The sequence below is a fragment of the Rhodococcus sp. PAE-6 genome (assembly GCF_025290685.1).
GTDB lineage: Bacteria > Actinomycetota > Actinomycetes > Mycobacteriales > Mycobacteriaceae > Rhodococcus > Rhodococcus pyridinivorans.
On the sequence record NZ_JAOCLZ010000007.1, the window covers coordinates 227,407 to 245,752 of the forward strand.

An 18,346-nucleotide genomic window follows, 5' to 3' on the forward strand; every position below is an offset into this window, starting at 1 on the left:
TTACGACCGTGCACGTAAGAAGGCCCGGCCTCCCCCCGTAGGGGAGCCGGGCCTTCGAACGTCTATCGGAGTTGCTCAGACCGCCGTACGAGCGCGGGTGCGGGCGTTGCGACGCTTGAGGGCGCGGCGCTCGTCCTCGCTCATACCGCCCCAGACGCCGGCATCCTGGCCGGATTCGAGCGCCCAGGAGAGGCATTCGGCGGTGACGGGGCAACGGTTGCACACGAGCTTGGCATCCGCGATCTGCGCGAGAGCCGGGCCGCTGTTTCCCACGGGGAAGAACAGTTCCGGATCCTCGTCGCGGCAGATGGCCTTGTGGCGCCAGTCCATGCTTCTACTCTCCTTCGATGGTGCGTGTGCACCGGCTGATTGGTCAATGCGTGTTCACGCCTGTGGCACGGAGTGTTTCCGCGCGGTTACTTGTGAATGCTTTCACGAACGAGCGTGGAGTCAATAGAATCGACCACGATCGTGGGGAAGCTCACGCTGGTGTGGGCTACGAGTTCGCCAATCCCTCTTTCTACTCCCCTCGAGCCGAGAAGGTAGTGGCAATCACAGAATTCGTGCTTCTCTTTCTGTCGCTGTCCCGCTGGGGGGATCGTCAGCGGGGCGCGACGACATCGAGGATCGACGCCACGGACACGAACTCGACCTCGGTCCGGAGTCCGAGATAGTCGCCGTCGACCTGAAGTCCGATCGGGCGCGAGGCCCGGGCGCGCACGCGCGCGACATCGTCCGCACGCACCAGATGCGGCGACGCCGGCTCGCCGCGGGCGGCCAGAAGTTGTCTCACCACCCGCAGGCTCGGAAGTACCCGGGTCGTCGTCATAGCAAACACACCCAAACCGGTGTCGAACGAGGTGCCGGGATTCGTGTGCACCGGCCGGGACTCGAGATAGGTCCACGGACTCGAGTTCGACACGAACGCATAGTGCACCCCCGAAACAGGTTCGGATCCGGGCATCTCGAGCGTGAGCGCCGGTTCGGCCCGCTTCGACGCGAAGAACCGGGCCACCGCGTGCCGCACGTAGCGCGCCGTCGTCACCTTCTTGCCCTCGGCGCGGCTCAGGTCTATGGCCTCGCACACCTGGGCGTCGAGACCGAGGCCCGCGTTGAAGGTGAACCACCGCCCGTCGCAGTGGCCGAGGCCGATCCGGCTGGTCCTGCCCTCCTGCAACGACTCGAGTACCTGCTCGGTGGCCTCGAGTGGATCGGCGGACAGTCCCAGGGATCGCGCGAACACGTTCGCCGACCCGCCGGGCACCACCGCGAGTCGCGGCAGGGTCGGATCGGCGCCTCGGTCGGGGGAGGGGCCGAGGAGGCCGTTGACGATCTCGTTGACGGTGCCGTCGCCACCGTGCGCGACGACGACGTCCATCCCGTCGGCGTGCGCCGAACGCGCCAGTTCTGCGGCGTGCCCGCGGTGGGTCGTGTGCGCGACGGTCAGCGCGAGCCGGCCTCTCAGGGCGTGAGCGAGGCGGTCGCGACCGGCCGGGGTGGTCGTCGTCGCATTCGGGTTCACGATCAGCAGGGCGCGCACGGAACATCAGCCTAAGTGGTGCCCGGCGGGTCCACTACGCTGGACGGGTGCCTCTCGAAACACCTCGCAGCAGCGTTCCGTCGACCGTGCGTGCCGCCGGTTGGCTCGTCGTCCTCGAGGGCGTCGTCGCGATGGGATTCGCGGTGTACTCGATCATCCGCGCCGCCTCGGGCGAACACGATCAGTCGGTCACCAATGGCTACGGCTTCGCGCTGTGGCTGTTCATCCTGTTCGGCGGGGTCCTGGCCGGCGGGATCGCGCTCGTGCGCGGTGTGCGCTGGGGACGTGCCGTGGCGATACTCGCGCAGTTGTTGTTGCTGCCCGTGGTGTGGTCGCTGCTGACGGACTCCCACCAGCCGGTCATCGGCACTGTGCTGGCGCTCGTCGTGGTCCCCACGCTCGTGCTGCTGTTCAGCCCGCCCACGTCGCGGTGGCTCGCGCACGAGTACGCGCCCGACGTCGACGAGTGATCCGGCTCAGCTGCCGAGCGCTTGCAGGGCGGGGCCGCTGAGCCTGAAGGTCGTCCACTCGTCCTGCGCGACGGCACCGAGGGATCGGTAGAAACCGATGGACGGCTCGTTCCAGTCCAGCACCGACCAACTCAGGCGGGTGTAACCGCGCTCCACGCATTCGTGGGCGAGCGCCGCGAGCAGTGCCCGTCCGTGTCCCTTGCCGCGGTGTTCGGGACGGACGAACAGGTCTTCGAGGTAGATCCCGTGCACGCCGTCCCACGTGGAGAAGTTCCGGAACCACAACGCCACCCCGACGACCCGGCCTTCGGTGCCGTCCTCTCCGGATTCCTCTGCGACGTGCGCGTACACCGAGGGCTGCGGCCCGAAAAGAGCCTCGTGGATCTGCTCGGGCACCACGGTGCACTCGTGCCGGGCCTTCTCGTATTCGGCGAGGTCGTAGATCAGCCCGGTGATCGCGGGGACGTCCTCGGGTGTGGCTCTGCGGATCACGGCGGGCTGCCTCCTGCGGTCTCGTGGGCGGATTCACCTCGCGCTGCGCCGCCGAGTGCGCGAGGATCGGGGTCGTGGCAACGGTACTTGCAGTGGCAAATCAGAAGGGTGGCGTCGCCAAGACAACCACCGTCGCGTCGTTGGGGGCCGCGCTGTCGGCGCTGGGCCGGCGGGTGCTCGTCGTCGATCTCGATCCCCAGGGGTGCCTGACCTTCTCTCTCGGGCACAACCCCGACAAGCTCGAACAATCCGTGCACGAGGTGCTCGTGGGCGGTGTCGAGACGAAGGACGTTCTGCTCGGGACAGCGGAGGGGATGTCGCTGCTGCCGGCGACCATCGACCTCGCGGGTGCGGAGGCGATGCTGCTCATGAAGCCGGGGCGTGAATACACCCTGAAGCGGGCGCTGGCGTCGGTGGAGGACGACTACGACGTCGTCGTCATCGACTGCCCGCCCTCTCTGGGCGTCCTCACCCTCAACGGGCTGACCGCGGCGCGGTCCGTGCTCGTTCCGCTGCAGTGCGAGACGCTCGCGCACAGGGGAGTCGGGCAGCTCCTGCGCACGGTGAACGAGGTGAAACAGATCACCAATCCGGATCTCGAGCTGCTCGGCGCGCTGCCGACCCTGTACGACTCGCGGACCACGCACAGTCGCGACGTGCTCGCCGATGTCTCCGACCGGTACGACCTGCCGGTGCTGGCCCCGCCCGTACCCCGCACGGTCCGCTTCGCGGAGGCTTCCGCCTCGGGCGCGACGGTGCTGGCGGGACGCAAGAACAAGGGCGCCGAGGCGTACCGGGCGCTCTCCGAGAACCTGCTGCGCTACTGGTCGGGGGAGGCGGAACTCGAGACTTTCGAGACCGCCGTCGCGGACTGAGACGTCAGCACCGACCGGGACGGCTCGCTTTCAGCACCGACCGGGACGGCTCGCCATCAGCACCGACCGGGACGGCTCGCCATCAGCGCAGTGCCACGAGCTCATCGCCGCGTTGCTCGACCACGACATCCCCGGCGACGGCGACGTTCACCGTGGAGACCGTCCCGCGCTCGACGTCGATGCGCGGGCCGGGTTCACCGGTCCGTGAGTCGACTCCCACGAGGGCGTCCTCGACGGGAAGGAGCAGCGAACCGGCCATGATGTCGCCGTTGCCGAGAGTGTCCTCGACGGTCCACTGCGGGGCGAAATCGGTGGTGGACAATGCGACGGTGTCGCGGCCCGTCCACCACACGAGCACGCCGCCGCGCTCGAGGGCGGGGTCGTCCGATTCGCCGGCAGGACGCGGCAGGGCGTGCGTGTCGAGGAGGACGCCCTCGCTGTCGAAGACCTCGATGCGCGGCCCGTCGTTGTCGTCCGGGGCCAGGTAGACCGCCGTGCGGTCGCCGACCACCGCGACGATGCGGGAGTCCCCGCCCGCTTCCGGCAGCACCGACGACGCGAACTCCTCGGGCTTGGTGCTGTCGTCGGGGGTGGGATCGAGAAGGGTGAGCCGATTGGTCGGCTCGTTCGCGCACTGCTCGAGCACGGCCAGCACTTCGGCGCCCGAATCCGCCGAGCGCAGTTCGCAACCCGATCGTGGCTGCGCGTTCGGGTTCACCGGTGCGTCGACGCGCCCGTACTCGACCGTGCGCACCAGATCGGAGCGCCACATCTCGAGACGTGACTCGCCGAAGGCGATCAGGTGCGAACCGGCGCCGACGACCCGGATCGGATCGTCGGCGTCGCTCGACCGTTGCGCGCCCCGAGAGCCACTGCCCGAGTCGAGCGCGGTGACCTGACCGCATCCCCGCGGGCCGCGATAGACCGAGACCACGTCGCCCCAGGCCTCGGTGACCGCGCACAACGCCCGGTCGCGGTCGTACCGCCAGCGTTCCTCGCCGGATTGCGGGTCGCGGCCGACGACCGCACCACCGTCTGCCGTGGCGACCGTGCCGCCGGACACCACCGGTGCGGTCGTCGCCGTACTCGGAGCACGCCACAGTTCGGCGAGCGTGCGCGGAAGAGATTGCGCGGCAGCGAGAGTGGGGACAGGGCCGTCCCAGGTGGTCGACGTGGTGCCCCGCGCATCCGAGTTCAGCCAGACGACACTCGCCGCCACCAGAGCGGTGACGACGAGTGCGGCTGCGACGAGAAGGTCGGTGCGGGTGCGGCGCTCGGGCGCGAGCACGTGGTTATCGGGCAGACGACGTCGAGACCGCTTCCACGTTCGACGTGTCCTGCTGCTCTGCGCGACCGGCCGGGCCCTCGCCCGAGCGGGTGCGACGGCGACGACGGCGACGACGTGCCGGAGCGGCCGCCCCGGTGTCCTCACCCGTCTCCGCTGCGGCAGGCTCGTTCTCGGCCTTCACCGAGTCGTCCGAACCGGTTGCGGCCACATCCGTTGCGGAGCCGTCGGCAGACTTTCCGCGGACGGTACGACGGCGGACCCGGTTGCGCTTCGGGCGGGATCCGCCCTCGCGCTCGACGCGCTCGGGCTTCTCACCGTTCTCCGAGGCGGCGGGAGCGGCCTTGCGGACGCGTCCGGTGGCGTCGGACGGGATGTTCAGCTCCTCGAACAGGTGCGGGGAGCTCGAGTAGGTTTCGATCGGATCCGGGATACCGAGATCGAGAGCCTTGTCGATGAGCTGCCAGCGCGGCACGTCGTCCCAGTCGACGAGGGTGATCGCGATACCGGTGCGTCCGGCGCGACCGGTACGGCCGATGCGGTGGACGTAGGTCTTCTCGTCCTCGGGGCACTGATAGTTGATGACGTGGGTGACGTCGTCGATGTCGATGCCGCGGGCGGCGACGTCCGTGGCGACGAGCACGTCGATCTTGCCGCTGCGGAACTTGTCGAGTGCCTTCTCACGCGCGATCTGACCGAGGTCGCCGTGCACCGCGCCGCACGCGAAACCGCGCTCGACGAGGTCGTCGGCCACCTTCTGCGCCGTGCGCTTGGTGCGGGTGAAGATCATGGTGGCGCCGCGACCCTCGGCCTGCAGTACGCGGGCGACGAGTTCGGCCTTGTCGAGTGCATGCGCCCGGTAGATGAACTGCTGGGTGCGCTCGTGCACGGCCGACGATTCGGCCTCCTCGGCCCGGATGTGCGTCGGGCGGTTCAGGAACGTGCGGGCGAGGGTGATGATCGGGCCGGGCATGGTGGCCGAGAACAGCATCGTCTGACGACGGTCGGGGACCATCGTGAGGATGCGCTCGATGTCGGGCAGGAAGCCGAGGTCGAGCATCTCGTCGGCTTCGTCCATGACGAGCACGCCGATCTTGCCCAGGATCAGATGGCCCTGGTTGGCGAGATCGAGCAGACGGCCGGGAGTACCGACGACGACGTCGACACCCTTCTTCAGTTCGTCGATCTGCTGCTCGTAGGGGCGCCCACCGTAGATCGACAGGACCTCGAGGCCCGACTTGCGGCTGCCGGGCAGGTACTTGGAAGCGTTCACGAGGTCGTTGGTGACCTGGATGCACAGCTCGCGGGTCGGGACGATCACGAGTGCACGGGGAGTGCCGTCGAGGGTGGTCGTGCCGGAGCCCTCGGTGGCGATGCGATGCAGGAGCGGAACGCCGAAGCCGAAGGTCTTGCCCATACCCGTACGGGCCTGCCCGATGAGGTCGTCGCCGGCGAGGGCCAGCGGCAGGGTGAGTTCCTGGATCGCGAAGGTGCGTTCGATGCCGACCTCGGCGAGGGCGCGGACGATCTCGTCGCGGACACCGAGTTCGCCGAAGGTGGGGGGTACGTGGGTGGAGTCGAGTTGTGCGGAGACGGTCGTTTCGCTCGCGTCGTCTTCGTGGTCGATGGTGATCTTGCTCAGGGGTCCGGCCTTCCTGGTCTCGGCACGCACGCACGAGGGGGAAAGGCGACCGGCCTGCACCTCAGCGCGAGCGGTTTCCACCAGGCTCGGCGAAGCGCGGCAGCGATCCGCAGTTCGGGTGCGCGCACATTATCTGGGAAGCTCGCGGGCCACGGTCGGCGGCTCGAAGCGCGGGCTTCCCGATCCATTGTACCGGTTCCGGCGCATTCCACGAGGTAGTACTACGCTTCGTCGTCATGGGAGCCGATACGCCGCAGTCCACCTCCGAGTCCGGCACGACGCCGGGCGGACCCGCAGTCCCCGCCGATCACCCCGGTGTCGCAGAGCTCTTCGCGTTGCTCGCGTACGGCGAGATCTCGGCGTTCTACCGGCTCGCCGAGGACGCACGGTTCTCCCCGTCCCTGCGCGGGCGGGTCGCCCTCGCAAGCATGGCAGCTGCGGAGATGAGCCATTTCGAGACGCTCCACACCGCGCTCACCGATCGTGGTGTGGAGATCTACGCGGCGATGGAGCCCTACCGCAAAGCCCTCGACGCCTACCACGCCTCGACCACTCCGTCGACGTGGCTCGAGGTTCTCGTGAAGGCATACGTCGGTGACAGGATCGCCGCAGATTTCTACTGTGAGATCGCCGACATGCTTGCTCCCGAGGTGTCCACGGTGGTCCGGGAGGTCCTCGCCGAGACCGGCCACTCGGAGTTCGTGGTGCATGAGGTCCGCGAGGTCGTCGAGCGCAGCCCGCTGCAGAAGGACCGCCTGATGCTGTGGGGACGCCGGCTGCTCGGCGAGGCCATCACCCAGGCGCAGTACGTCCTCGCGCAGAACGAGGAACTCGCCGAGCTGGTGATTCTCGCGTCCGGTGACCTGGCGAACATCGCCGCGCTGTTCGATCGCATGCAGGTCGAGCACGCCGAGCGGATGTCGGTGCTCGGACTGCATTAGCCTGGGGCTGACAGCAGTACCAGCTCGGTTTCAATGCATGAGAATCGGAGGTCCACCGTGGAGGTCAAGATCGGCGTCGCGGACAGCCCGCGCGAAGTTGTCGTCGTCAGCGACCAGACGCCCGACGAGGTGGAGAAGCTCGTCCGGGCCGCGTTGAACGGCGCCGACGACGGGGTGCTCGCCCTTGTCGACGAGAAGGGCCGCAAGGTTCTCGTGCAGGCCGCCAAGATCAGCTACGTGGACATCGGTCCTGCCACGCTGGGCAAGGTCGGCTTCGCCGCCAACTGAGAGCGACCGACGAGAACGGGCCGGGGCATGTCGCCCCGGCCCGTTCGTCGTTCTCGGAATGTGTCGTCAGCGACGACGGTGCGCCTCTGTGTCGTCAGCGACGACGGTGCGCCTCTGTGTCGTCAGCGACGACGGAGTTCCGGCTGCAGCGGCACGTGCTTCAGACCGCCCCAGGCCAGCGCGACCGTGGTGTCCACGGCGTCCTCCTTGGGGATCGGGCGTGCGGCGTCGAGCCAGTAGCGTGCGGTGAACTGGCTCGTTCCCACCAGGCCGACCGCGAGGATGCGGGCCCGGTACGGATCGAGACCGGAGTCGTGGCTGACGAGGTCGAAGACGGCGTCGACGCACGCCTCGGTGGCCTGCTCCACTCGCCGCGACACCTGCGGTTCGCCCATCAGATCGGATTCGAAGACGAGCCGGAATCCCTGGCTGTCGTTGTCGACGAAATCGAAGAAGGCCTGCACTGCGGCGCGCACGCGCTGACGGTTGTCGGTGGTGGACCGCAGGGCCTGGCGTACGCCGTTGATGAGGGTGTCCACGTAGTTCTGGAGCACGGCGCAATACAGTTCGAGCTTGCCGGGGAAGTGCTGGTACAGGACGGGCTTGCTCACTCCGGCACACTCGGCGATCTCGTCCATGCCGGCCGAGTGGTAACCGCGTGTGACGAATACCTCGCTGGCAGCCTCGAGCAACTGGGCACGACGCTCGTCACGCGGCATCCGGGCGCCCCGTTTGCCGTTGGAACCCCGGCTGGATGCTCGTTCGGTGACGTCGGTCATGCTTACTCCCAATCTGCACTACTTCCGAACGTGGCCTGTACCACCTCGGCGCTCCTCGTCTCTGCACGTTACAGGTGAAGTCGCGTGTCGAACGGATCGGCCTACCGCCCAGTATCCGTTCCCGGTGCACGAATGGGGGCGCAGGTTCGGCGCTTCGGATATCGAAATGGTCTCGATATGACATCCTGACATCCGTGATCGAGCGTGGAGGAGTGCGCGAGAGCAGGGGCCCGCAGGGCTCCTCGCCGACAGATCCTTCCCCGACGCTGCCCGGTTCGTCCCGGTCGCGAGGAACGGAACGACCCGAGGTGGGTCGCCGGTCGCACCAGCCCCTGCGTGCCGTGTGGGACCCGGTGGGACGGCCGGACCGGCCGCCGCGCCGACCGCGACCCGAACGGGACGTCCGCAAGCAGACCCGCGTGGGCAGGTTCGTCGCCACCTACGGCTGGCGCGCCTACGCCGTTCCGATCCTCGCCGTCGTGACCCTGATCGTGCTGTGGGACGCCGCGCGTGGCGCCGGAGCGGAGGAGCCCGCCGACCAGACCGACGCGAGCGAGGTCACCGAGATCATCGTCGAGGCCCCGCAACCCGAGGGAACCTTCCCCGAGTCGCTCGAGTCCGGTGCGCTGCCGGAGGGCGGCCCGTTCACGGAGGTCGGTGCGCGGGAGTGGCGGGTCGTGCCCGGCACCACGGGTCAGGTCGGCGCGGGGCAGACCCGTGTGTTCACCTACACGGTGGAACTCGAGGAGGGCATCGACACCACCGGCTACGGCGGCGACGCGGCCTTCGCGTCGATGGTCGACCGGACCCTCGCCGACCCGCGCAGCTGGATCGGCGACGAGGCGGTCGCCTTCCGCCGGATCGACACCGGCGAGCCGGACTTCCGGATCTCCCTCACTTCGCAGATGACCATTCGCGAAGGATGCGGCTACGACATCCCGCTCGAGGGATCGTGCTTCAACCCCTCGATGGAGCGGGTGTTCCTCAACGAAGCGCGGTGGGTGCGCGGGGCCGTCGCCTTCCAGGGCGACATCGGGTCGTACCGCCAGTACGTCGTCAACCACGAGGTCGGCCACGCCATCGGCCTGGCGCAACACGATGCCTGCACCACCGACGGCGGCCTCGCGCCGATCATGATGCAGCAGACCTTCGGCACCGCCAACGACGACATCGCGCGCCTGGACCCGGGCGGCACGGTCCCCGCCGACGGGGCGCGGTGCCGGTTCAACCCGTGGCCGTACCCGCGGGCGTAGGCGCCGGTCGGGGTCGACGGGCCGGGCGGAGTCGACGGGCCAGGTGGGGGTCGACGGGCGAGGTGGGGGTCGACGGGCGGAATGGGGGTCGCAGCAGGGAATGGCACCATGGACGGTGACGCAGGACGCATCGCGACAGGAGAACCCGTGACCGCAACGACACCTTCGACGCGCCGATCCCTTCCGCCGTTGGTGGAACCCGGCCCGGAGCTCGGTCGCGAGGAGGTCGCGCGGTACAGCCGTCACCTGATCATACCGAATGTCGGGGTCACCGGCCAGCGTCGCCTGAAGAACGCGCGGGTGCTGTGTATCGGCGCCGGCGGCCTGGGTTCGCCCGCCCTGCTGTATCTCGCGGCGGCGGGGGTCGGCACGATCGGCATCGTCGAGTTCGACGACGTGGAGACGTCCAACCTGCAGCGCCAGGTGATCCACGGCCGCTTCGACGTCGGACGGCCCAAGGCGGACAGTGCCCGCGACAGCATCCTGGCGATCAACGACGGTGTGACTGTGCGCCTGCACGAGACGCGCCTGGAGTCGAGCAATGCCGTGCAGCTGTTCGAGCAGTACGACCTCATCCTCGACGGCACCGACAACTTCGCGACCCGCTATCTCGTCAACGACGCCGCGGTCCTCGCGGGCAAGCCCTACGTGTGGGGATCGATCTTCCGTTTCGAAGGCCAGGTGTCGGTGTTCTGGGAGGACGCCCCGGATGGGCGCGGCCTGAACTACCGCGACCTCTACCCCGAGGCACCGCCACCGGGGATGGTTCCCTCCTGCGCGGAGGGCGGGGTACTCGGCGTCCTGCCCGGCACGATCGGCACCGTCATGGCGACCGAGGCGATCAAACTCGTCACCGGGATCGGCGAGCCGCTGCTCGGTCGCCTCCTGATCTACGACGCGCTCGCGATGTCGTTCCGGACGGTGACCCTGCGCCGGGATCCGGGACGGGTGCCCGTCACCGAACTCGTCGACTACGAGGCCTTCTGCGGGATCGTTCCCGATGCCGCCGCGTCGGCTCGCTCGGCCGTCACCCCCAGCGAGTTGCGCCGGATGCTCGACGAGGGCCGCGACATCGCGCTGATCGACGTGCGCGAACCCGTCGAGTGGGAGATCGTCCGTATCGACGGTGCCCGGCTCGTGCCGAAGGACCGCATCCTCTCCGGTGAGGTCCTCGCCGACCTGCCGCAGAACACGCCGATCGTGCTGTACTGCAAGACGGGAATCCGATCGGCCGAGGCGCTCGAAGTGCTTGTGCGAGCCGGATTCTCGGACGCGACACATCTGCACGGCGGGGTGATCGCGTGGGCGCAGCAGGTGGATCCCTCGCTACCGGTCTACTGACGGTGACCTCGTTGTGACCTGAAACAGCGGAGTGCCTGCCCGATCCGAGCGGTGTGCGGCGGTAGGTTGAGCTGCGTGAGCTCACTCGAACCGCCTCAGCACGTGTGCTCCACATTCGGTCTCCGCGACGTCGAACCGGTCCCGCTCGGGCCCGACTGGGACGGCGGTTTCCGGTGTGGAGACGTGGTGCTGTCCCGAGTCGCCGATCATGCTCGCGCGGCCTGGTCCGCCAAAGTGCGGGAGACCCTGACCGTCGACGGTGTGCGGCTGGCCCGTCCGGTGCGGTCCACCGACGGTCGCTACGTGGTCTCCGGATGGCGCGCCGACACCTACATCGTCGGTACGTCCGAGCCCAGGCACGACGAAGTGGTCTCGCTGTCGCTGCGGCTGCACACCGCCACCGCGCAGCTCGAACGTCCCCGTTTCCTCATGCAGCCACCCGTCGCACCCTGGGAGGACGTCGACGTGTTCGTCGCGGCCGACCGCGCGGCCTGGGAGACCGTGCCGTTGCGCAGCGCCCGCGCGGCCGGTGCGCCCGAGACGGTGACACCCGACGGCCGCAAGAGCCTCGACCTCATCAACCAGCTCGCGACCTTCCGCAAGCCCGTGCACCTGCCCGACCAGCTCGTCCACGGCGACCTGTTCGGCACCGTCCTGTTCGCCGGGCGCGCGGCACCCGGGCTGACCGACATCACCCCCTACTGGCGTCCGGCCTCGTGGGCGGCCGCCGTCGCCGTCGTCGACGCACTGTCGTGGGGCGGTGCCGACGAAGGGCTCATCGGTCGCTGGGAGGACCTGCCGGAATGGCCGCAGATGCTGCTGCGCGCGGTCATCTTCCGTTTGGCCGTGCACGCGCTGCACCCGCGCTCGACCGAGGACGCCTTCCCGGGCCTGGCGCACACCGCCGACCTCGTGCGGTTCCTCCTGTAACACCTCACAGGGCGGCCGGGGCCGGGGTGAGCAACTCTTGACGCGACGGTCACCGCGGGCAGCACCGTAGCAACACCCGTTTCCTACCTTGGGGATCAACACGGACCCGAGGAGGAACGGCGATGACGACCTTCATCGAAAAGGAAAGTCTCAGAGACAAATTCGCGCGCAAGCACAACATCGAGCGGTGGGACGCCGAGGATGTGGAGGCGTGGGAGGCCGGCGGCAAGCAGGTCGCCAAGCGCAACCTGATCTGGTCGGTGATCGCCGAGCACGTCGGCTTCTCCGTCTGGTCGATCTGGTCGGTGATGGTGCTGTTCATGCCCACCGAGGTGTACGGCATCGACGCCGCCGGTAAGTTCTTCCTGGTCGCCGTCCCCACACTCGTCGGCGCGATCCTCCGCATCCCCTACACCGTCGCCACCGCCCGCTTCGGTGGCCGCAACTGGACCATCTTCAGTGCCCTCGTACTGCTGATCCCCACCATCGGGGCGCTGTACCTGATGCTGAACCCGGGTCACTCCTACACGACGTTCATGCTGGTCGCGGCACTGGCCGGTGTCGGCGGCGGCAACTTCGCCTCGTCGATGACCAACATCAACGCCTTCTACCCGCAGCGACTGAAGGGCTGGGCCCTCGGACTCAACGCCGGCGGCGGGAACATCGGTGTCCCGGCCGTTCAGCTGATCGGCCTGCTCGTCATCGCCACCGTCGGCAACACCGAGCCCTGGATCGTGTGCGCGGTCTACCTGGTCCTGTGCGCCGTCGCCGCGCTCGGTGCCGCCCTGTTCATGGACAACCTCCGTGATCAGAAGGCCGACCTGCGGGCCATGGGCGCCGCGCTGAAGTTCCGCGATTCGTGGATCATCTCCTTCCTCTACATCGGCACCTTCGGTTCGTTCATCGGCTTCAGCTTCGCCTTCGGTCAGGTCCTGCAGATCAACTTCCTCGCCGGCGGCGACACCCCCGCCCAGGCCGCACTGCACGCCGCGCAGATCGCCTTCATCGGCCCGCTCCTCGGATCCATCTCGCGCCCGCTCGGCGGAAAGCTCGCCGACCGCATCGGCGGCGGGAAGATCACCCTCTACACCTTCGTCGCGATGGCCCTGGCCGCCGCGGTGCTCATCGTCGCCGGCACCCTTGACGACCGCACCACCGGCGCCGCGACCGGCGGTGTGCTGACCGCCATGGTGCTCGGCTTCATCGCCCTGTTCCTGCTCTCCGGGCTCGGCAACGGCTCGGTCTACAAGATGATCCCGTCCATCTTCGAGGCCCGTGCGCAGGATCTCGACGAACTGGATCGCGACGAGAAGGCCGCCTGGTCGCGGAGCATGTCCGGTGCCCTCATCGGCTTCGCCGGTGCCATCGGCGGACTCGGCGGCGTGGGCATCAACCTCGTCTTCCGCGCCTCCTACGGCGGCGAGGCGCAGTCCGCGACGATGGCCTTCTGGGTCTTCGCGATCTTCTACCTCGTGTGCATCGCGGTGACCTGGTTCGTCTTCCTCCGCCGCCCTCACACCACCCCCACGAGCGAGCCGTCCACCGAGGCTCCCGCCCCGGCCCGCGTCGCAGTCTGACCGATCCCCGGCACGAAGAAAGAGAACATCATGAGCCGCAAGAACGTCGTCGTCGTCGGACACGGAATGGTCGCCCACCGCTTCGTCGAAGCCCTTCGCGTCCGCGACGAGCAGAACAGCTGGTCGGTGACCGTGCTCGGCGAGGAGGCCGACGCCGCCTACGACCGCGTGGGGCTGTCGTCCTACGTCGGAGCCTGGGACCGCAAGGAACTCGCCCTCGCCGGAAACGACTACGCAGCAGACGACCTCGTCGACCTTCGTGTCGGCACCCGCGCCGTGGGAATCGACCGCGCGGCCCGCACCGTCACCACCGCCGGCGGCGACGTTCTGCCCTACGACAGCCTCGTCCTCGCGACCGGCTCGTACCCCTTCGTGCCCCCCGTGCCCGGCCACGACCTGCCCGGCTGCTTCGTCTACCGCACGCTCGACGATCTCGACGGCATCCGCGCCGCCGCCGAACGCGCCAAGGCCGCCGGCCTCGCCGGCATCGTCATCGGTGGTGGCCTGCTCGGACTCGAGGCCGCCAACGCGCTGCGCCTGCTGGGCGTGACCCCGCACGTCGTCGAGTACAACAACCGGCTCATGCCCGCCCAGGTCGACGAGGGCGGCGGCCGTGTCCTCGACCGTCTCGTCACCGACCTCGGCCTCGTCACCCACACAGGTGTGGGCACCGAGAAGATCGAGGCCGGACCTGAGGCGCTCCAGGTGACCCTGTCCGACGGCTCCGCCCTCGAGGCCGGGCTCGTGATCTTCTCCGCCGGCATCCGTCCCCAGGACGAACTCGCCCGCGAGGCCGGACTCGAACTCGGCGGCCGCGGCGGTGTGCTCACCGACCGCACCTGTCGGAGCACCTCGGACGAGGCCGTCTACGCGATCGGTGAATGCGCGGCCGTCGAGGGCACCTGCTACGGACTCGTAGCCCCCGGCTACAGCACCGCCGAGGTCGTCGCCGACCGGCTCGTCGGCGGCACCGCCGAGTTCCCCGGCGCCGACCTGTCGACGAAGCTCAAACTGCTCGGCGTGGATGTCGCGAGCTTCGGCGACGCCCACGCGACGACGCCCGGCGCCCTCGAGGTCGTGCTGTCCGACTCCGCGAAGGGCACCTACGCCAAGCTCGTCGTCTCCGACGACGCGAAGACCCTGCTCGGTGGCATCCTCGTCGGCGACGCCTCCGCCTACGGCACGCTGCGACCGCTGGTGGGCCGCGAACTGCCGGGTGATCCGGCCACGCTGATCTCCCCGGTGGGGGAGAAGCCGGGCGCCGGCGCGCTGCCCGACGACGCCGAGGTGTGCTCGTGCAACGGTGTCACCAAGGGCGCGATCTGCGGCGCGATCTCCGAGGGCGCCTGCGACATCGCGCAGATCAAGTCGTGCACGAGTGCGGGCACCACCTGCGGCGGCTGCCTCCCGAGCATCAAGCAACTGCTCGCCCAGTCGGGTGTGCAGATGTCGAAGGCCCTGTGCGAGCACTTCGAGCAGTCGCGCGCCGAACTGTTCGAGATCGTCCAGGCCACCGGCATCCGCACCTTCTCCGCGCTCATCGCGCAGTACGGAACCGGACACGGCTGCGACATCTGCAAGCCGGTGGTCGCCTCGATCCTCGCGTCCACCGACTCCGACCACATCCTGCACCCGAAGCAGGCAGGTCTGCAGGACACGAACGACCACTTCCTCGCCAACATCCAGAAGAACGGCACCTACTCGGTCGTGCCGCGCATGCCCGGTGGCGAGTGCACCCCCGAGCAGCTCATCGTGATCGGTGAGGTGGCACGCGATTTCGGTCTCTACGTGAAGATGACCGGCGGTCAGCGCGTCGACCTGTTCGGTGCCCGCGTCGAACAGCTCCCGCAGATCTGGAAGCGTCTCGTCGACGCCGGCATGGAATCCGGCCAGGCGTACGGCAAGTCGCTGCGCACCGTCAAGAGCTGTGTCGGCTCCACCTGGTGCCGCTACGGCGTGCAGGACTCGGTCGGGATGGCCGTCGCCCTCGAATTGCGTTACCGCGGACTACGATCGCCCCACAAGCTCAAGATGGGTGTGTCGGGTTGCGCCCGTGAATGCGCCGAGGCACGCGGCAAGGACGTCGGTGTCATCGCGACGGAGAACGGCTGGAACCTGTACGTGTGCGGCAACGGCGGCCAGTCGCCCAAGCACGCACAGCTCCTCGCCGGTGGTCTCGACGACGAGACCCTCGTCCGCTACATCGACCGGTTCCTGATGTTCTACATCCGCACCGCCGACCGGCTCCAGCGCACCGCGCCGTGGCTCGACGCACTCGAGGGCGGTCTCGCGCACCTCGAGGAGGTCGTGTGCGACGATGTCCTCGGCATCGCCGACGATCTCGAGGCCGCGATGGCCAAGCATGTCGAGGGCTACAAGGACGAGTGGGCCGGTGTCCTCGAGGATCCGGAGAAGCTGGCGCGGTTCGTCTCGTTCGTCAACGCGCCCGAGCAGCCCGACCCCACGGTCCGCTTCGACGACAGCGGCCCCCGCAAGGTCCCCGTCCTCGTGGGTATGCCGGGCATCGGACCCGGAACCGGGGCGTGACGACCGCTTACCCCGAGGGAACGAGCGGGTAACGCGCTCGAAACACCCGGCACCCACACTTCAGGACAGCAGTTTCAAGGAGGACAGCGATGACCGTCATCGAGACGCACACCGTAGGGGGATCGACGCGCGACAGCGTGTTCGACGGGCGACTGGAATGGACCTCGGCCTGTCCGCTCAGCCATCTCATTCCGGGCCGCGGCGTGGCCGTGCTGCTGCGCGGCGGCGAGCAGGTGGCCCTGTTCCTGCTCGACGACGGAACGCTGCGCGCAGTAAGCAACTTCGATCCGTTCGGCCGCGCCGCGGTGATGTCCCGCGGTATCGTGGGCGACCGGGGCGGAGAGCCCACCGTGGCGTCGCCGCTGCTCAAGCAGGTCTTCTCCCTCGACGACGGCCGGTACCTCGACGATCCGTCGGTGCGTCTGCCCGTCTACGAGGTGCGCGTATGGGCGGGAGTCGTCCAGATCCACAGCCTCGTCCCCCGTGACCAGCGGCACGAGGGGCCGACCGGAGAGGGTTCGTGAGCGACGACAACGCGCCGTTGCGGGGATTCACCATCGGCGTGACGGCAGCTCGGCGTGCCGAGGAGTTCGCCACGCTCCTCACCAGGCGTGGGGCCGAGGTCGTGCACGCCCCCGCCATCCGCATCATCCCGCTGTCCGACGACGACGAGCTCGAGCGCGTCACCCGCTGTATCGTCGCGCAGCCCCCGGACATCACGATCGCCACCACGGCGATCGGATTCCGCGGGTGGATGGGTGCAGCGGAGGGCTGGGGACTCGCCGACGACCTCGCGCAGGCACTCGGCTCGAGCCGGATCCTCGCCCGTGGCCCGAAGGTCACGGGCGCGATCCGGGCCGCCGAACTCCGCGAGGAGTGGTCTCCTTCCTCGGAATCGACCGCCGAGGTGCTCGAACTTCTGCTGAAGGAGGGGGTCGCCGGCCGCCGCATCGCGGTGCAGTTGCACGGCGAGCGCACCGAATGGGAGCCTGGGACCGACGTGTGCGATGCGCTGCGCGCTGCGGGCGCCGACGTCGTGCCCGTCCCGGTCTACCGATGGACGGCCCCCGAGGATCTCACCGCGCTCGACCGGATGATCGAGCAGATCGTCGAACGCGGACTCGACGCCGTGAGCTTCACCAGTGCACCGGCCGTCGCGTCGATGCTCATGCGGGCCAAGGAGACCGGCTGGCTCGAGCCGATGCTCCGGTCGCTGCGGACCGGCGTCACCGCGGTGTGCGTCGGTCCCGTCACCGCGGCACCGCTCACCGAACTCGACGTACCCGTCAGCATGCCCACCCGATCCCGGCTGGGCTCGCTGGCCCGGCACATCGCCGAGGAACTGCCCCGGCGGGCTGTGCGCATCGAGGCCGGCGGTCACGTACTCAGCCCGCGAGGGCGCTGCGTGATCGTCGACGGCACCGTGCGGTGCCTTCCCCCTACCGGGATGGCCCTGATGCGCACACTCGTCGCGCGCGCCGGTCTCGTCGTCTCCCGCGAGGAACTCCTCGCGGCCCTGCCCGGCGGTGGCGGCGACACTCACGCCGTCGAAACCGCGGTCGCCCGGGTGCGCTCGGCTCTCGGCGCACCGGCGATCGTGCAGACCGTCGTCAAGCGCGGCTACCGCCTCGCCGTCGACCCGGAAGGAATGCATCCATGACCGGTACACACGCCGACCCGGCGCTCCTGCTCGTTGCGCACGGCACCCGCAATCCGCGCGGTGTCGACATGATCGCGGCGCTCGCCGATGCCGTCTCCTCCCGCGTCGGCCCCACCCGTGTCGCCTTCGTCGACGTCCTCGGACCGTCGCCCTCGGAGGTCCTGCGCGACACCGGCCGTCCGACCGTGCTCGTCCCCGCCTTCCTCGCCTCCGGCTATCACGTGCACACCGACGTTCCGCGCGAGGTCGCGGCCGGCGGGAACGACGCGGTGACGATCACCCCCGCGCTCGGTCCCGATCCTGCTCTCGCCCGTGTCCTCGTCGAGCGGTTGCGGCAGGCCGGCTGGGTCGAGGGCGACGACGTCGTTCTCGCGGCCGCCGGCTCGTCCGACCCTCGCGCCCGCCACGACGTCCACGTGACGGCCCGCATGGTCTCGTCGCTCGTGCAGACCCCGGTGCGCGTCGGATGGATCGCCACCGGAGAACCGCGGGTCGCGACCGTCGTGGACGAGGTCCGCGCCGGCGGCGCACACCGGGTGTTCGTCGCGTCGTATCTTCTCGCCGACGGTCTGTTCCACCACCGCCTGGCGGAGGTCGGCGCCGACGGCGTCGCTGCGCCGATCGGTGTCGCCGAACCCGTCGTCGACCTCGTGGCCCGGCGCTACCGCTCCGCGGTCGACGCGTTGCGCCTCGCTCCCGTGGGAGCGGCTCGCCACCGCGCCTGAA

General features: G+C 69.1%; 18 protein-coding genes. 12 read left to right on the forward strand and 6 right to left on the reverse strand.

Annotation, left to right across the window (positions count from 1 at the left end):
* Positions 1–75 precede the first annotated feature (75 nt).
* Complete coding sequence (locus NVV99_RS16145; RefSeq protein WP_006550236.1) at positions 76–330, reverse strand: WhiB family transcriptional regulator; 255 nt, start codon at positions 328–330, stop codon at positions 76–78.
* 271 nt (positions 331–601) lie between these two features.
* Entirely contained in the window at positions 602–1,540 is a 939-nt protein-coding gene (locus NVV99_RS16150; protein WP_006550237.1) for a diacylglycerol kinase family protein, read from the reverse strand.
* 86 nt (positions 1,541–1,626) lie between these two features.
* On the opposite strand from NVV99_RS16150, the gene NVV99_RS16155 reads away from it, so the two are divergent.
* On the forward strand, positions 1,627–2,010 hold the full coding sequence (locus NVV99_RS16155; RefSeq protein WP_006550238.1) for a hypothetical protein: 384 nt from the start codon (positions 1,627–1,629) through the stop codon (positions 2,008–2,010).
* 6 nt (positions 2,011–2,016) lie between these two features.
* On the opposite strand, the gene NVV99_RS16160 is transcribed toward NVV99_RS16155, so the two are convergent.
* Positions 2,017–2,502 carry a GNAT family N-acetyltransferase gene (locus NVV99_RS16160; protein WP_006550239.1) on the reverse strand — a complete coding sequence of 162 codons (486 nt, stop codon included), beginning with the start codon at positions 2,500–2,502 and terminating at the stop codon, positions 2,017–2,019.
* A gap of 74 nt (positions 2,503–2,576) precedes the next feature.
* Between NVV99_RS16160 and NVV99_RS16165 the strand changes: the two genes are divergently transcribed.
* Positions 2,577–3,377 (forward strand): ParA family protein, encoded by an 801-nt coding sequence (locus NVV99_RS16165; protein ID WP_024101487.1) that lies wholly within the window; start codon positions 2,577–2,579, stop codon positions 3,375–3,377.
* 82 nt (positions 3,378–3,459) lie between these two features.
* Here NVV99_RS16165 and NVV99_RS16170 read toward each other — a convergent pair whose 3' ends face one another.
* Both NVV99_RS16170 and NVV99_RS16175 read right to left on the reverse strand, forming a co-directional pair.
* Positions 3,460–4,665, reverse strand: coding sequence for a hypothetical protein (locus NVV99_RS16170; protein ID WP_024101486.1), 1,206 nt, complete (start codon positions 4,663–4,665; stop codon positions 3,460–3,462).
* Positions 4,666–4,669: 4 nt separating this feature from the next.
* Positions 4,670–6,334: a DEAD/DEAH box helicase gene (locus NVV99_RS16175; RefSeq protein ID WP_024101485.1), complete on the reverse strand. Its 1,665-nt coding sequence runs from the start codon at positions 6,332–6,334 to the stop codon at positions 4,670–4,672.
* Between the two features lie 206 nt (positions 6,335–6,540).
* On the opposite strand from NVV99_RS16175, the gene NVV99_RS16180 reads away from it, so the two are divergent.
* Together NVV99_RS16180 and NVV99_RS16185 are read left to right on the forward strand one after the other, a co-directional pair.
* Positions 6,541–7,245, forward strand: a complete 705-nt coding sequence (locus tag NVV99_RS16180; RefSeq protein WP_006550243.1) for a ferritin-like fold-containing protein — start codon at positions 6,541–6,543, stop codon at positions 7,243–7,245.
* 57 nt (positions 7,246–7,302) lie between these two features.
* Positions 7,303–7,533, forward strand: coding sequence for a DUF3107 domain-containing protein (locus tag NVV99_RS16185; protein WP_006550244.1), 231 nt, complete (start codon positions 7,303–7,305; stop codon positions 7,531–7,533).
* 122 nt (positions 7,534–7,655) lie between these two features.
* On the opposite strand, the gene NVV99_RS16190 is transcribed toward NVV99_RS16185, so the two are convergent.
* The gene (locus NVV99_RS16190; RefSeq protein ID WP_024101484.1) at positions 7,656–8,312 is read right to left on the reverse strand and encodes a TetR/AcrR family transcriptional regulator; all 657 of its coding nucleotides are present in this window, start codon (positions 8,310–8,312) and stop codon (positions 7,656–7,658) included.
* A 308-nt stretch (positions 8,313–8,620) separates the two neighbouring features.
* Here NVV99_RS16190 and NVV99_RS16195 point away from each other — a divergent pair, with 308 nt between their 5' ends.
* The 8 genes from NVV99_RS16195 to NVV99_RS16230 all read left to right on the forward strand — a co-directional run bounded on the left by NVV99_RS16195 (position 8,621) and on the right by NVV99_RS16230 (position 18,345).
* Positions 8,621–9,565: a DUF3152 domain-containing protein gene (locus NVV99_RS16195; RefSeq protein WP_024101483.1), complete on the forward strand. Its 945-nt coding sequence runs from the start codon at positions 8,621–8,623 to the stop codon at positions 9,563–9,565.
* 108 nt (positions 9,566–9,673) lie between these two features.
* Positions 9,674–10,906 (forward strand): adenylyltransferase/sulfurtransferase MoeZ, encoded by a 1,233-nt coding sequence (gene moeZ / locus NVV99_RS16200; protein ID WP_024101482.1) that lies wholly within the window; start codon positions 9,674–9,676, stop codon positions 10,904–10,906.
* A 75-nt stretch (positions 10,907–10,981) separates the two neighbouring features.
* Positions 10,982–11,836, forward strand: coding sequence for a TIGR02569 family protein (locus NVV99_RS16205; protein WP_006550248.1), 855 nt, complete (start codon positions 10,982–10,984; stop codon positions 11,834–11,836).
* Positions 11,837–11,958: 122 nt separating this feature from the next.
* A complete protein-coding gene (locus tag NVV99_RS16210; protein ID WP_024101481.1) occupies positions 11,959–13,413 on the forward strand; it encodes a NarK/NasA family nitrate transporter in 1,455 nt (484 codons plus the stop codon).
* Between the two features lie 30 nt (positions 13,414–13,443).
* Positions 13,444–15,960 carry a nitrite reductase large subunit NirB gene (nirB, locus tag NVV99_RS16215; protein ID WP_260782933.1) on the forward strand — a complete coding sequence of 839 codons (2,517 nt, stop codon included), beginning with the start codon at positions 13,444–13,446 and terminating at the stop codon, positions 15,958–15,960.
* Positions 15,961–16,049: 89 nt separating this feature from the next.
* Positions 16,050–16,484, forward strand: coding sequence for a nitrite reductase small subunit NirD (gene nirD / locus NVV99_RS16220; RefSeq protein ID WP_006550251.1), 435 nt, complete (start codon positions 16,050–16,052; stop codon positions 16,482–16,484).
* On the forward strand, positions 16,481–17,620 hold the full coding sequence (locus NVV99_RS16225) for a uroporphyrinogen-III synthase (protein ID WP_024101479.1): 1,140 nt from the start codon (positions 16,481–16,483) through the stop codon (positions 17,618–17,620). Before nirD ends, NVV99_RS16225 begins: the two co-directional genes overlap by 4 nt.
* A complete protein-coding gene (locus NVV99_RS16230) occupies positions 17,617–18,345 on the forward strand; it encodes a sirohydrochlorin chelatase (protein WP_024101478.1) in 729 nt (242 codons plus the stop codon). The genes NVV99_RS16225 and NVV99_RS16230 overlap by 4 nt, the downstream gene beginning before the upstream one ends.
* The last annotated feature ends 1 nt before the right edge of the window (position 18,346 follow it).

Bases quoted from the DNA above. Each gene is read 5' to 3' on its own strand.
- NVV99_RS16190 (WP_024101484.1), bottom strand. From the start codon at position 8,312: ATGACCGACGTCACCGAACGAGCATCCAGCCGGGGTTCCAACGGCAAA.
- NVV99_RS16230 (WP_024101478.1), top strand. From the start codon at position 17,617: ATGACCGGTACACACGCCGACCCGGCGCTCCTGCTCGTTGCGCACGGC.
- NVV99_RS16180 (WP_006550243.1), top strand. From the start codon at position 6,541: ATGGGAGCCGATACGCCGCAGTCCACCTCCGAGTCCGGCACGACGCCG.
- nirD (WP_006550251.1), top strand. From the start codon at position 16,050: ATGACCGTCATCGAGACGCACACCGTAGGGGGATCGACGCGCGACAGC.
- NVV99_RS16210 (WP_024101481.1), top strand. From the start codon at position 11,959: ATGACGACCTTCATCGAAAAGGAAAGTCTCAGAGACAAATTCGCGCGC.
- moeZ (WP_024101482.1), top strand. From the start codon at position 9,674: ATGGACGGTGACGCAGGACGCATCGCGACAGGAGAACCCGTGACCGCA.
- NVV99_RS16145 (WP_006550236.1), bottom strand. From the start codon at position 330: ATGGACTGGCGCCACAAGGCCATCTGCCGCGACGAGGATCCGGAACTG.
- nirB (WP_260782933.1), top strand. From the start codon at position 13,444: ATGAGCCGCAAGAACGTCGTCGTCGTCGGACACGGAATGGTCGCCCAC.